The sequence below is a fragment of the Bacillus sp. FSL W8-1141 genome (genome assembly GCF_038593205.1).
GTDB lineage: Bacteria > Bacillota > Bacilli > Bacillales > Bacillaceae > Bacillus > Bacillus altitudinis.
The window spans coordinates 334,866-348,630 of the sequence record NZ_CP151973.1 but is presented as its reverse complement, the minus strand read 5'-3'; the positions used below and the strand labels follow the sequence as shown (position 1 = coordinate 348,630).

10 protein-coding genes and 2 pseudogenes are annotated in these 13,765 nt (G+C 42.0%); 2 read left to right on the top strand and 10 right to left on the bottom strand.

The window, feature by feature from the left end:
• Positions 1-144: 144 nt before the first annotated feature.
• The 7 genes from NSQ52_RS01865 to NSQ52_RS01835 form a co-directional block, all read right to left on the bottom strand.
• Positions 145-1,455, bottom strand: coding sequence for an MFS transporter (locus NSQ52_RS01865; RefSeq protein ID WP_008342087.1), 1,311 nt, complete (start codon positions 1,453-1,455; stop codon positions 145-147).
• Positions 1,456-1,500: 45 nt separating this feature from the next.
• Positions 1,501-2,703, bottom strand: a complete 1,203-nt coding sequence (locus NSQ52_RS01860) for a CoA transferase (protein ID WP_017366576.1) — start codon at positions 2,701-2,703, stop codon at positions 1,501-1,503.
• A gap of 87 nt (positions 2,704-2,790) precedes the next feature.
• A complete protein-coding gene (locus NSQ52_RS01855; RefSeq protein ID WP_024718975.1) occupies positions 2,791-3,171 on the bottom strand; it encodes a cupin domain-containing protein in 381 nt (126 codons plus the stop codon).
• Between the two features lie 23 nt (positions 3,172-3,194).
• The gene (locus tag NSQ52_RS01850) at positions 3,195-4,955 is read right to left on the bottom strand and encodes a thiamine pyrophosphate-binding protein (protein WP_045034610.1); all 1,761 of its coding nucleotides are present in this window, start codon (positions 4,953-4,955) and stop codon (positions 3,195-3,197) included.
• Positions 4,956-4,993: 38 nt separating this feature from the next.
• On the bottom strand, positions 4,994-5,767 hold the full coding sequence (gene aroD / locus NSQ52_RS01845; RefSeq protein ID WP_342473853.1) for a type I 3-dehydroquinate dehydratase: 774 nt from the start codon (positions 5,765-5,767) through the stop codon (positions 4,994-4,996).
• A 9-nt stretch (positions 5,768-5,776) separates the two neighbouring features.
• Positions 5,777-7,210, bottom strand: coding sequence for an aldehyde dehydrogenase family protein (locus NSQ52_RS01840; protein WP_340940448.1), 1,434 nt, complete (start codon positions 7,208-7,210; stop codon positions 5,777-5,779).
• Positions 7,207-8,064, bottom strand: a complete 858-nt coding sequence (locus NSQ52_RS01835) for a citryl-CoA lyase (protein ID WP_025206709.1) — start codon at positions 8,062-8,064, stop codon at positions 7,207-7,209. The genes NSQ52_RS01840 and NSQ52_RS01835 overlap by 4 nt, the downstream gene beginning before the upstream one ends.
• 311 nt (positions 8,065-8,375) lie before the next feature.
• Here NSQ52_RS01835 and NSQ52_RS01830 point away from each other — a divergent pair.
• Positions 8,376-8,699, top strand: a pseudogene (locus NSQ52_RS01830) (NucA/NucB deoxyribonuclease domain-containing protein); the annotation flags it as partial.
• 249 nt (positions 8,700-8,948) lie between these two features.
• Here the strand turns inward: NSQ52_RS01830 and NSQ52_RS01825 are convergent.
• Positions 8,949-10,061: a Rap family tetratricopeptide repeat protein gene (locus NSQ52_RS01825; RefSeq protein WP_041106640.1), complete on the bottom strand. Its 1,113-nt coding sequence runs from the start codon at positions 10,059-10,061 to the stop codon at positions 8,949-8,951.
• A gap of 1,232 nt (positions 10,062-11,293) precedes the next feature.
• Here NSQ52_RS01825 and NSQ52_RS01820 point away from each other — a divergent pair.
• Positions 11,294-11,872 (top strand): hypothetical protein, encoded by a 579-nt coding sequence (locus NSQ52_RS01820; protein ID WP_342473852.1) that lies wholly within the window; start codon positions 11,294-11,296, stop codon positions 11,870-11,872.
• A 45-nt stretch (positions 11,873-11,917) separates the two neighbouring features.
• Here the strand turns inward: NSQ52_RS01820 and NSQ52_RS01815 are convergent.
• Together NSQ52_RS01815 and nadE are read right to left on the bottom strand one after the other, a co-directional pair.
• Positions 11,918-12,716 (bottom strand): annotated as a pseudogene (locus tag NSQ52_RS01815) (transposase).
• Positions 12,717-12,850: 134 nt separating this feature from the next.
• Positions 12,851-13,672 (bottom strand): ammonia-dependent NAD(+) synthetase, encoded by an 822-nt coding sequence (gene nadE / locus NSQ52_RS01810; protein WP_024718980.1) that lies wholly within the window; start codon positions 13,670-13,672, stop codon positions 12,851-12,853.
• Positions 13,673-13,765 lie beyond the last annotated feature (93 nt).

Genomic DNA, 13,765 nt, shown 5'->3' with positions numbered 1-13,765 from the left:
CCTTTGCAGCCCTAGGAAGGACGAGTACCGGCGCGGAGCGAATTTGACATTCGTGAGCACCGGCACGCAGGACTGACACCGAATGCGAGGGTTTGTCTACACGCTGAAAGAGAACCCAATGAGTTCTCTTTTTCTTACTCTCTATTATTTTAATTGAATCCGTTCAATCTTACCTACAATAAAGATATACGACAACGCTCCGCCTAATGCCACTAGGCTGACGAATAAAATACCGCCGTTGTAAGAGCCTGTCGCCGATACAATGAATCCGATGATCAGCGGGGTGATGATGCCGGATAAGTTAGCAAAGAAGTTAAATACGCCGCCAGCCAGCCCGACCATTTCTCTTGGTGCTACCTCAGACAGCATGGTCCAGGAGATATTAGACAGTCCTTGCGCAAAGGACGCGATGGATAAAATAGTGAGCACAAGCGGGATATTCGTTGTAAAATTCGCTAAAACAATGGTACTTGTCAGAAGCAGACCGACCACAACCGGCAGCTTTCTCGCTACATTGACCGATACACCCTTTTTAAGCAGCCAGTCAGACACATAGCCTCCAAACAGCACTCCAAAGAATGCAGCGATGTATGGCAGGGATGCCGCAAAACCCACTTTGAGAAAGGCCATATTTTTCGCCTCTGCTAAATAGGTTGGAAACCATGTTAAAAAGAAAAAGAGGGTAGACGCAACAGAAAATTGACCAATATAGAGTCCAATCAATTTACGATATTTTAAAAGTGCGGCAAAATCTGCCCATTTCAGTTTCTCCTGTGATGCCACAGTCAGTCCTTCGCCTTGACGGATCAATTCTAGCTCATCTTCATTGATCTTTGGATGCTCTTTTGGTTCGTGATAATACTTGTACCAAAAGAAAGCAAATATAATACCGAGCGCACCAGCAGTGATAAAGACGGTTCTCCAATCGAAAGTTGTCATAATCCAAAAAAGAAGAGGTGTCGCAAATGCAAGCCCCACATACTCTCCAGCGGTATAAACCCCTGTTGCAAATGCGCGTTCCCGCCTTGGAAACCATGTGGTCACAATGCGATTATTCGCAGGAAATGCGGGAGATTCTGTAATTCCGATAAACAAACGGCAGCCAAATAAGAAGGCAAAGCTGTTCGCAAACGCCTGTAAACCGGTGAAAATAGACCAAGTAATGAGTGATATTCCATACGTTACCTTTGATCCAAACTTATCAAGAATAAAGCCGCCAGGGATCTGCATGGCTGTATAGGTCCAGCTAAATGCTGAAAAGATGAGGCCTAATAAGGCAGGGTTTAATTGCAATGAAGACTGAATCGCAGGTGCAACAATGGATACACTGGCTCGATCAATATAGTTAATAGCGGTAATAAAAAACAACAGAATCAAGATGCCGAAACGAGCTTTTGTTGGTTTCGCATAAGCAGGCCGCAAGTCGTTCCCCTTCAGTTCTGAATGCACTTTCATAACCATCCTCCTTTGTTTCCGCAGCGTGCGGATCGGTTGAGTGTCTTAAATGACCCCTTTTTCTTCTAACTGTTTACACTCTTCTTCTGTGAAGCCAAGCATTTTCGTTAAAATGTCATAATTATGTTCACCTAAATCAGGCGCAATATGGCGAATACGGCCGGGGGTTTTTTCAAACTTCGGAATGATTCCAGGCACCTTCACTTTTCCAAGACGTGGATGATGCACCTCGACAATATTTTCTCGTGCTTTAAATTGCGGATGCTCAAAGATATCCCGAATGCTTAGAATCGGACTCACAGGCACACCATGTGTATCTAGAATGTCTAGGACGTCATCTCTTGTTTTGGACGCAATCCACTGCGAGACGATCGCATCCATTTCATCGTTATGCTTCAGCCTGGCTGCATTCACAGAGAATTTCTCGTTCTCTAGTAAATCTAAGCGATTCATCGCCTCTGCCAATCGATTAAAGGTCGAATCTGTACTCGTCACAAGAACCAAATAATGCCCATCCTTTGTCTCATAGGTGCCGGCAGGGCTTGAATGACCGCTTAACCCTGGTGAACGCTCACGCACCTTCCCTAGCTTGTCATACTCAGCAACCAAAAATTCTAACATGCGGAACACAGATTCATAGAGGGCCAAATCTACCATTTGCCCTGTTCCTTCTGGATGTGTGTCACGGTAATACATCGCTGTCACAGTGGCAAACGCCACATAGATTCCTGCGATATAATCCGTAAGGGAAAAGGACGGGCTGACTGGATGCCGATCTGGAAACCCTTGAATATATGTAAAGCCGCTAAATGCCGTCGCAGGTGTACCAAACCCCGCCTTGTCCTTAAATGGACCGGTTTGCCCATAACCGGAAACACGAATCATAATTAAACGAGGGTTGATTTCTTTTAATACATCGTACCCAACGTCCCATTTTTCAAGTGTGCCCGGACGAAAATTTTCAATGATCACATCAACCTGCGCTGCAAGCTTTTTAAAAATGTCTTTTGCTTCTTCTTTGTGTAGATCGAGTGTAAGAGATTTCTTATTCCTTGAAAGCCCTGACCATCTCAAAGGTTCACCATCTGCAAAAGGGCCAACATGCCGCAGTGTATCCCCTTTTCCAGGAATCTCGACTTTAATGACCTCTGCACCGAAATCTCCTAGAAGCACCGCGCCGTATGGTGCAGCAATCATCGTTGAAACATCTAATATTTTGATTCCTTCAAGTGGTGTATTCTTATTCATTGCTTGACTCCCTTTCGTTCAATTGATAAAGGGCTAAAATGCTTTCTATTTTAGCCCCTTTTCTTCTTTCTCTCGTGCAAGGTTTCTTTAGTCCTTCGGCAGCTGCCCTTGCGGTGTATAGAGCCAAATCAGCCATAAAGGTTCGTCCCCTGTGTTCACATGCTGATGCGAGACACCGTCTGGAATAAACATAAAGTCATTTTGTTTAAATGATTGTCTTTCTCCATCGCAAATGACTTCGCCAGACCCTTTAATCACATAATCAAATTCCTCTGAACCCGGGTGATTGTGTACTGAGCTTGCTTCTCCCGGCTCAAAAATAGTGAGACCTGCCATCATATGCTCTGATCCAACGGTATCTGGTGTGATCGTTTGAAACACCTTCCGAATCATGTTCTCTTCTGGATGATCTAAACCTAACCATAATGGATGACCGTCTTGAAATGGATTTAATACTTTAATTTTCATTGTTGATTCCTCCCTAGTCATGTTTAGTTCACACTGACATGTGAACGTTTTGTATTTGGTGAATAAATATCATTAATGTTCCAATGTCCATCAGTAGGCACAGGATCATTTTTCATCGCTACATCAATGACACACGGTTCCTGAGAAGCGATCGCTTCAGCCAAAGCTTCTTTGAATTCAGAAGCCGCCGTAATTTTGATCCCCTTCATCCCATAACCTCTTGCAATGGCTGCAAAATCAGGCGAATAGCTTTCTCCATCTTTTCTAAAAACAGTGCCGTATGTCGTTTCATAGTGTGCCATTTGCAAGCCGGCGATCGTCCCAAACGCACTGTTGTTCATCACAATCCACACGACAGGAATGTTTTCTTCCATAGCTGTTGCAAGAACAGATGGATTTTGACCGAATCCGCCGTCCCCGACAAGTGATACAACGACACGGTCAGGCTGGGCAATCTTTGCTCCAAGTGCAGCAGGAGCGCCAAATCCCATCGTCGCAAAACCACCTGGGGTTAAAATAGTGCCTGGCGTGTATACAGGAAATTGCTGTCCGACCCCATTTTTATTCCAGCCAACATCGGTTGTAATGAAGGCATCAGGCGGCAATACTTCCCGCACTTCCTGCAAAATACGTTGTGGTTTCATTGGGAAAGACTCGTCTTGAATATTCGTCAAATTGCTCTTCTGAAATTCCTCACGATATACCGCAATGTCCTTTTTCAATTGAGGGCGATCCAGACCTTCTGGCAGCCTCTCTTTCGCCACACGATTGAGTACGGTCAGTGCCTGTTTGAGATCTGCTACCGCTCCAATTTCCACAGGATAATTTCGGCCAATTTCATTCGGATCAATATCAATATGAATGAGCTTGGTTGATTGGAAATTGAACGTATACTCCGATTCCCACGAACTCGCATCTGCTTCAGCAAAACGGGTGCCTAAAGCCAATATATAGTCCGCTGCTTTACACTGATCATTGATAAATTTCGTCCCCCAAAACCCTGTCATACCAAGGGTCATTGGATGATCATCTGGCATCGCCCCTTTCCCCATCAAAGAATGGGCAACAGGGATACTCAAATGGTCAGAAAATGCCTTTAACTCTTCTGCTGCATCGGCTAGTAAAATGCCTCCCCCTACATATAAAAGCGGTTTGTCTGCCTGCAGCAATCGATCTAATATCCGATTCGCTGTTTGATCATCAATAGATGGTTTTTCAACGGTGTGTGTATGATGAGCGATTTGTTCAAATAACGACACATCTAAGTCTTTTGAGAACACATCCATCGGAACTGAAATCAGGACTGGCCCAGGGCGGCCGCTTTCAGCTAACTGAAACGCTTTTGATAAAATTTCTGGAAATAATTCTGGAATGTCGACTCGCCATGCTCTTTTCACAAACGGGCGATAAATTTCGTATTGAGAAGCATCGGAATGAAGATTGATTTCTTGGTGTGGGTGCTTTCCGTAGTAATGACTTGGAACATCTCCTGCAATAACAACCATTGGAATGGAATCGAGTGCAGCATTCGCTACGCCTGTTGCCGCATTGGTGAGTCCAGGACCTAAGTGACTGAGCACAACAGCCGTCTGTTTTTTCGCTCGTGCATAACCGTCTGCTGCATGCGCAGCTATCTGTTCATGTCTGACATTCACAAATTGAATACGGCTTTTTTCTAGCGCTGATAAAAAAGCAATATTCGTATGACCGCACAGACCGAAGATATGCTCAACTCCTCGATTTTCTAAATACTGAATGACCTGTGTAGATATATTCTTCTTCATGTTTCTCTCCTCTCACGGTGCAGCTATGAATCTGCTACTCACTGATTCTTTGAAAACACAATCGATAGAACGGTATTCAAATCCTGTATCGCAACTTGTCCAGGTGCTGAGCTTTCTTTCCCTACAGCAAAGGTCATGATAGACCCAAAGAGTCCACCTACCATTCTTGTGAAGGCGCCATATTCCCCCATCGCCATCGAAATAACGGGGATGGACAGATGCTTGTTCGCCTTGCCCGTCGCAGAAAGCAGTGTCAATGCATCCTCATAGGAATGCGGCATGACGGCGATCTTTGCGATATCGGCGCCAACCGATTCTGCATGGGTGAATAGCTCCACAAGCCGATCCGCCGCAGGGGTACGCTGGAAATCGTGGTACGACACAATCAAGATGACCCCGTTTCTCTTAGCCGCCTGACTGACTTGCTGGATATGCGAGACATCATGCATTAATTCAAAATCAACGGCAGCTACAAGCTGAGTGGCACAAAGCTCGACAAGCAGGGAAACCTTTTCATCCTCTGAGAGCGAGATGCGTTCGCCGCCCTCTTTTTCAGAACGAATGGTGAATAAAAATGGGATGCTATCTGCCTTTTCGATCATCCCTTTCAGGGTGGCGATGACTTGTTCCTTGTCATTGAGGTGATTGAAAAAATCCGCTCGCCACTCTATCACATCAGGCTTCTTCTCAGCTAACACCTCAACTTCAAGAAACAATTCTTCCTTTGTTTGTCCAATGAGCGGCGTACAAATCATCGGCTGACCGCCTGTCTGCGCACTCTTTAACTTTTGCTGAAAGACATTCACAACCATCTGCCCCCTTTATAGACCATTTGGCAGCACAACCATTTTGGTTTCGGTCATCTCCTCGATGGCGAAACGTGGGCCTTCCCTTCCAATACCGCTTCGTTTAATCCCGCCATATGGCCAGTGATCTAGTCTGAAATTCGATGTCCCATTGATGACTACGCCGCCAGTTTCAAGCTCTTTTGCTGCGTGTAACGCAATATCTAGCTGATTCGTAAAGACACCTGCCTGCAAACCATATCGACTATCGTTTGCTTCTTTGATTGCCTCATCCAGCTCCTCATATGGGAGAATGCTGACAACTGGACCGAACACTTCTTCACAGACGACCTTGGCTTGTTTTGGCGGGTTTAGCAAAATAGCCGGTGTGATGCTTGCGCCATTTCGTTGTCCTCCAGATAGAAGCTCGGCACCCATTTTCTCTGCCTCTTGTATCCAAGCCTCCACACGTTTTGCTGCCTGTACATCAACCATACAGCCGATATCACTTTCACTAGACAGCGGATCTCCAACGACGAGCTGTTCTACTTTTTGTTTAAGTGTCTCAGTAAATGTCGACAAAATTTGCTTGTGAACATAAATTCTTTGAACAGAAATACAGCTTTGACCAGAGTTGCTAAAGCCCGTTTTGGCACAAAGAGATGCGGCTTGCTCGATATCTGCATCATGATGAACAATCGTCGCTCCATTTCCTCCGAGTTCCAGTAGTACCTTTTTTAATCCAGCAGAGTTTGAAATATGTTCTCCGCCCACCGCACCGCCAGTAAAAGAAACAAGATTGGTTCTTTCATCAGTGACTAACTGTCTGCCGGCGTCTACTCCTCCAATCACAAGCTGCAGGCTCTTTTCAGGAAACCCTGCTTCAAGCAGGAGCTTAACAAACGCTGTGGCAACAGCTGATGTTTGCGGTGCTGGTTTTAAAATAATGGCATTCCCTGCTGCAAAAGCTGGACCGATTTTGTGACAAATTAAGTTGAGAGGCGCATTAAAAGGCGTAATCGCCAGCACAACCCCAACCGGCACTTTAAATGTCATCGCCATTGCTCTCTGTCCACGGGAAGATACATTGCCAGGAATGGTCTCACCGATTAGTCGATTGGCTTCTTCGGCTGACTGCGCCAGCGTTTCAATTGATCGTGAGACTTCATCTCTTGTATTTTTAAGCGGTTTGCCTAATTCTAAAGAAATGAGTTTTGCAAAATGCTCTTTTTGTTCTTCCAATAAGGCAGCTGCCTTTGTTAGAAGCGTTGAGCGTTCTAATGCTGATATTGCCGCTAATTGTTTTTTAGCTTGCTGCGCAATAGAAAGCGCCTGTTCTATATCTTCTGAGGAGGCAAGATAGGATGTACCGATCATTTCCCCAGAGTATGGATTGATAATGTCTTCTTTGACATGGTTTGCATCCAGCCATTCGCCGTTTATATATGACAACGCTTTCAATTCACTCAAATTCTCTCACCCTCCTTCAAGTGACGCGTCCCGACCCCCGCATAACGAACAAGTCTTTCTTCATTCGGACAAGGACCTTTCACTAGGGCACCTTTTGTCAGCTCTTCATATGCATGCGCCACGATGCCCATTCCTCTGGATAAGGAAAAGATGCCTTTTGCCGCTTCAGCTGGAATGTTTAATTCACATTGGATCGCAGCAGATACACCATCTATGTTCATCGTGATTTTTTTCCCTTTTAATTGTTCAAGTTCATGTCTAATCGCCTCAGCTAACCGTAAGTACGTTCCGCTGATATCACCTTGCTGCACATATGTTTGACTCAGCTCATACAGCCGTCTCACTCTCGGATCATCATCATGCAGCTGATGACCGATTCCCGGAATTTTTTCCTTGCGGGCTAACCATGTCTGACATACTTGCTTCGCAGCAGACTTGATATCCTTGTGTTCATCGTAGGCTGCTTTGGCTTCGTATAACATACGCATCGCCTTTTCACCAGCTCCGCCATGAATATCACCTAATAGATTCACCCCTGTTGCAACAGAAGAATTAAACGAAATGCCGCACGTAACCGCCATTCTTGCCGCTGCAATAGACGGTGCTCTTGGCCCATGATCCGCACCTGCGACAAGAACACTTTCAAAAAGAGCTGCCTTCGAATCATCTAGTAATTCACCAACAAGCAGTAGATAAAGCATCTGTGGATACGATAATTGACCAATAAGCTCTTCAATTGGATAGCCCCGAAGTTCAATTGAATTTTTTTGAATATGACTAATCTCAGTCTCCCACCAAGCGCCTCCTTCTTTGTATATTTCCAGTGCACTTCGATTTTTCATTGTGTGAATCATTCCTTTAGCCACTTATTTGGAGATGAACGACTCCTTTTATTCCGTCTAGTGGAATTCAATTTCACTTTTTGGAATGTGTTTTCATTGTAAGCGCATTCGTTTTTATCGTCAATCATTTTTTCTGAAAATACTGTCAATAGAAGCGAAATTAAGTGAATCGAACTAATTATGTTTTCTTTTTTAATCAAAAAAATTGATATTTAGTTAAATGGACTTAAGTAGATCGTTCTACTAATTTAATGAATTTTTGGTTGTTTTGTCAAACCCACTTCGACATAAAAAAACCTCTCCTTCTTCTGGAGAGGTCTCAGTATGATGTGAAATTGAAGTTTCCGTTTGATAAGTATCCAGAAACAGCACGAGACATAAAAAATGCTATAAAAAAGGGCGCTTCTGCCGTCTGCACGATTGATAAAGAAGGTGCCGATAAAAATGGAGAAGAATCATTGAAAAACATACCAACAAAAAGGGAATATGATCGAGATGAATTCCCTATGGCTATGTGTGAAGAAGGCGGTGCAGGAGCCGATATAGAATAAATATCTCCTTCAGACAATCGAGGTGCGGGATATTGGGTGTCCCATCAACTAAATGAATACGAAGATGGAACGGCAGTACTGTTTGTTGTTGATTAGGGTTATGCAACTTTGAATTAGATCACAGCTTACTCAAAAAATCCCTATCCAATTGGAAGGGATTTTTTCTGAGTGTCTGTTAGTGCATTGGTGTTGTTCCAGAAGAATTTCCAAATAGACAGACCCAAAAGGTCTGCCATTTTTCATGTACCTAATCGAATAGCCAACTCCATAGCAGTCTCGGTATGATTCAGATATGAACCACCAACCAACATCATGATCGCAAGACCAGCTAAAACAAAGCTTTTTCTAATGTTCATACAAACAGTCGCCCCTTCGAATTTGTTTTTGAGCGTACACCATTTGCTGATACAAATATACAGATTCCTCCATACGCTCACATTTAGTATAAAATTCTGCGGACTCTAATGCCAGTTCTTCTAAATATGGATAACCCCTAATGTTATCAAATCGTTTCAAAATATCCTTGAGATCATCAAGATTAAGTGGCTTTATATATAGGTTTACAAGAAAATCGTACAAAGATTCGAATAATTGATCAGGGTTTGATTTTAGATAATCTATGCCACGCTGCAAATATTCCTTGGCCAATTCATCGTTACCCAATTTAAAATGGATCAGAGCCTGCTGATAAAGGATTGCTCGTATGTGAGAATGACGTTTCAAATAAATTTCAGCTTCCTCCAAATGATCTAATGCCAACTGATATTTTTCCAAACTAGAATAACAGTGACCCAAGTTCATCAAACTTATACCAATCATTAATTCATCCTTAATCGCATGTGATTTTTCTAATGCTTTGTCTAAATGCGGGAGAGACTTTTCAGAACTGTTAAGATCAATATAATTTCCTGAAACAACAAAACGAGACTGAATTTCTCGGACAAGATATGTCGGGTGCGCCTTATATGTATCAAGGGCTAGCATGATGTAATACATAGACATTTGAGTTTGCTTCATGTGATAGAAAATCTCTGCCATCTTGAAGTAAAACTCTGCTCTTTCAACTTCATCCGCCACTCGATCCAACCGTTTTTCTGCCTGTCGATAAAAAGTAATCGCAGTAATGTAATCACCTTGCGAAAACTCATACATCCCTTTGAAAAAATTAAAATAGTATTCCAGGATTCCAGTAAGCTTCCGCCCTTGCCCTTCAACTGATCGCAGGTACTCCGCTTTGTTTAATTTCCGAGCTCCTAGATTCATGTATTCAAGCATTTGTTCGTGGCGGAATTCCATAAGCTGAAAATAAAGAACAGCTTGCTCATCTTCCTCCATGATGTCTAAATCCCTTCTGATCTCACTCCGAAGCATTTCCGCATCTGTTACATTCAGCCTCTTGATATTCTGATACCATTCATTAATCTTCTGACCGATTTTCGCTGAAGATACAGCTGCCATTCATTCATCCCCCTCAATTTTTGCCGTTTTATGTTAAATCCTAGCACATGAAATACGCCCAAAACCCATTTTAGTTCCAATTTTGAAAATTTTCGGTATCTCGCAAACAGATTTTCAAACTGATTTCAGTAGCCAAAACGAAAAAACACATTTAAAGCCCTTATAAGCGTTTTTGACACACCACCCCTACTTTTAATACCTAAACAAAAAAGCGATCAGAATCAAATCTGAGCGATCTCAACTGAAATTTTTAAGTAAACCTCTATGTAAGTGTTAAAATCTCTTGATTTCCGTCAAGCACCTTTCAAGAAGCAGCCTAGCTCTTTCTTTTTCGTTTTCGTTCCTCATTAGCTTTGATTAAAAACAAAACTGAAACACCTAGAATGAGAAATCCTATCTCAAACAGGTTTATTCCTACTTCTATCTTCACATGATTCACCTCCGCAGTGACTGGATTTTATCACAAAAAAAATCCGTCAAAATGAAGCACTGAAAAATAAAAAAAATGCTTGCGGACACCGCAAGCAAAATGGGATTTTTCAACAAAAACATAATATTTTTAAAAAAAAAACAGGCTCTCCAGCCTGTTCATTAGCGATAATTGACAATCTAATTCTTCTCTATTCGAAATTTCTCCTCCCAATTAAAAGAACCATAATTGCGGACACCGCAACTGAAAAATAAAATTCCCACCATATTACCAATTATAAAGAAATAAATGGTAGCATTGGAATGTATCAAAGAAAGTGAGTGATTTTTATAAGCCCATGTCTCTTATGACTCTTTATGCAACCATTTTTTAGACTCTCTTATGATCCCCCAAAATAGGAACCTGTACAGAACTACAAGCAAGAAAAAAGTATAAACAAACTCAAAGGGAGAGAATGGTTCATAATCAATTATGTATGCATTAATAAACACTATTACCAAAGAAAACAATTCCATCAAAGAATCTATAAATCTGTTTTCTTTGAACACGTCCCTTGTCTTTTTGAAATTAAAGATGTCTTTAATTTCCCCACTGGAAAGTCCTTTGATTAAAGCTAACCCTATCAAGTACACACCAAAAGACATCTCAAAGGAAAAACTCAACATTTGTGTGATTACACAATAAATCAAAGTAAATAAGAATAAATACATTTTATTACTCTCCTTAACCTCTAAGTATTCCACCCCAATAGAAGGAAATATCATGGATGCGTTACCCCAAAAAACAAATAGGAGTGGTACGTATGTTTAAAAAATTTCTAGTAGTGTTATGTGTGCTTACTATTACATTTGGTTTCTCTTCTCCAATGATTAGTCATGCCAGTCAAGGTAATAATGAGACCCCCCCAATCAGTGTAGATAAAAAACAATTGGAATTAGCAGAAAAACTATCTAATTACTTCGAATTAGATGCGGATGGAAATATTCATTTTACAGCTGATAAAGAAACCCTTATGGAAATGGGAATTTCAGAACACGACAGTCTACTAATGACTTCAATGAAATCAGAAGAATTTAGCTTTGAAGAGAATGAGAAAAAAGGTGACATGCAGACATTAGGTTTTGTAGGTTTACACCTCAAATTAGGACCGAAAGTTAGAAGCATGAATGCCATAGTAGCAGGTGGATTTGCAGCCGGATATATCGGTTGGTACACAAGTCGAATTGCTGCTGCTGGACCATGGGGTGCTGGAGCAGCTGCGGCTATTACTGCTGGAACTTCTGGTGCTGTTGCATGGGCAGTTAAAAACAAATATAAGAAAGTTGATGTAGGCGTAAATATTATGTTTGTTAATTTAGCATATACTGTAAAAATACCTTAAAAATTACTGTTAAGCAACAATAAATAAAAAAGGCCTCCCACAGACCTAGCCTAGCTTGGCTAGGTCTGTGGCAATCTTTTTCATGTTCTGGCACGTAGCTGTGAGGAGAACTTGCACACTCACATTCTGTTTTCCCCTCAACCAACAGTAGCGAAGCCCATGCAGTTGTTTTGAATCTGCAAAGCTTCGCTCTATTTTTTCTTTTCTCTTTTTATATAATTTTTTCCAGAGATAGACAGACGATTTTGTCTAATCTTTTCTTTTTGTTCCTCCCATACATGTCTTGAGATCACTTTTTGATAATTTTTCGATCTTGTACAGCTTTCAAGGAAAGGACAAGAAACGCATTTTTTAGGGTCTGATTTATAGTACCTATAACCTTTTCGGTCAGTTGTCGTATATGATAGCTTTTCACCATTTGGGCATATGTAATGATCATGTTCAAAATGATACTGGAATTTCCTCTTGTTCGATGAAAGCGTCTATGTGCGATGACACCAAAAATGCGGCGATCGGATAAATCCTTTACAGATTGATGTTGTCAAATAACCAGAATTAATGGTAACCGCTTCTACTTGAAAATCAAATCGGGTGATTTGGTGATCCAATCGATCAAGATACGGAACGGATACCGTACAGGTATGCGATAAATTTCATTTTAAACAAAATAAGTTGATCAAGAGAAGGACGACCATTATTGTCACTATAATAAGGTTTGACTTTGTCTATGATAAATGAAAAATCAATGTACTGATCAATTTTACGAAGCAGGTGATCCTTCGATCAGTTGATCTAGTAATACAAATTCGGCTTCGTGCTGAGAAGTATTTCTAGTGTGGAACATAAGAAAAAACACCTCCTTTAGTGGACTTATCTCTATTATAAAATTTGGAGATGGAAACTTTAAGGAAAAAATAAAGCTGTCGAGATTTTCTCGACAGCCTGAAACCTCTCCATCTTCTGGAGAGGTCACTTATTTTATTTCCACCAGTCATCAAACATAGAAGCGGGTACTTGACGTTTATGTTCTGATTGAACATAACGTTTTTCAATCGCTTCTGCTGCTTGATCTGAAACTGGTTTTCCTTCTAAGTAATCATCAATTTCATTGTACGTAATACCAAGTTCTGTTTCATCCGTTTGCTGAGGCTTGTCATCAAGCAGATCGGCTGTTGGTTTCTTTAAGTATAGACGCTCTGGTGCTTGCAGCGCTTCTAGTAGCGTCCGTCCTTGGCGTTTCGTCAGACCTGTGAGCGGGAGAACGTCTGCACCGCCGTCACCATACTTCGTGAAGAACCCAGTGACAGCTTCAGCTGCATGATCCGTTCCAATGACAAGTAAGCCTTCCTGTCCACCGACGGCATACTGTGCGATCATTCTCATGCGTGCTTTGACGTTCCCTTTATTAAAATCAGACAGCGCACCGCCTGTTTCCTTTTGATATTGTTCACTGAATGCCGTCACGGCAGGTGCGATATCATATTTCCAAGACTTGTCCGGCTGAATAAATGATAGCGCCAGCTGCGCATCGTCTTCATCTTGCTGCGTGCCATGCGGTAGACGGACTGCAATAAAGACAGCATCCTCTTTTCCTTCTTGACGAAGCTCACTTACAGCGAGCTGAGCGAGACGGCCGGCAAGCGTTGAATCCTGTCCGCCGCTAATACCGAGAACGAATCCTTTTGCACCGGTCTTTTTCAAGTAAGCCTTTAGAAATCCAACCCGTTTTTCGATCTCCTGCTTTGGGTCAATTGAGGGCTGCACATGCAACTCTTGGCTGATTTTTTTCTGCAAACTCATACACTTTTCCTCCTAAGCATCCTCTACATGAAGAGAACAGGTTTTACTTCCATTTCAATTGATTTACCTACGATTTTAGCCACTTTATTATAT

Excerpts from the sequence above, each read along its gene's own strand:
- NSQ52_RS01865 (WP_008342087.1), bottom strand. The coding sequence starts at position 1,455 with ATGAAAGTGCATTCAGAACTGAAGGGGAACGACTTGCGGCCTGCTTAT.
- NSQ52_RS01860 (WP_017366576.1), bottom strand. The coding sequence starts at position 2,703 with ATGAATAAGAATACACCACTTGAAGGAATCAAAATATTAGATGTTTCA.
- NSQ52_RS01855 (WP_024718975.1), bottom strand. The coding sequence starts at position 3,171 with ATGAAAATTAAAGTATTAAATCCATTTCAAGACGGTCATCCATTATGG.
- NSQ52_RS01850 (WP_045034610.1), bottom strand. The coding sequence starts at position 4,955 with ATGAAGAAGAATATATCTACACAGGTCATTCAGTATTTAGAAAATCGA.
- aroD (WP_342473853.1), bottom strand. The coding sequence starts at position 5,767 with ATGGTTGTGAATGTCTTTCAGCAAAAGTTAAAGAGTGCGCAGACAGGC.
- NSQ52_RS01835 (WP_025206709.1), bottom strand. The coding sequence starts at position 8,064 with ATGATTCACACAATGAAAAATCGAAGTGCACTGGAAATATACAAAGAA.
- NSQ52_RS01825 (WP_041106640.1), bottom strand. The coding sequence starts at position 10,061 with ATGGCAGCTGTATCTTCAGCGAAAATCGGTCAGAAGATTAATGAATGG.
- NSQ52_RS01820 (WP_342473852.1), top strand. The coding sequence starts at position 11,294 with ATGTTTAAAAAATTTCTAGTAGTGTTATGTGTGCTTACTATTACATTT.
- nadE (WP_024718980.1), bottom strand. The coding sequence starts at position 13,672 with ATGAGTTTGCAGAAAAAAATCAGCCAAGAGTTGCATGTGCAGCCCTCA.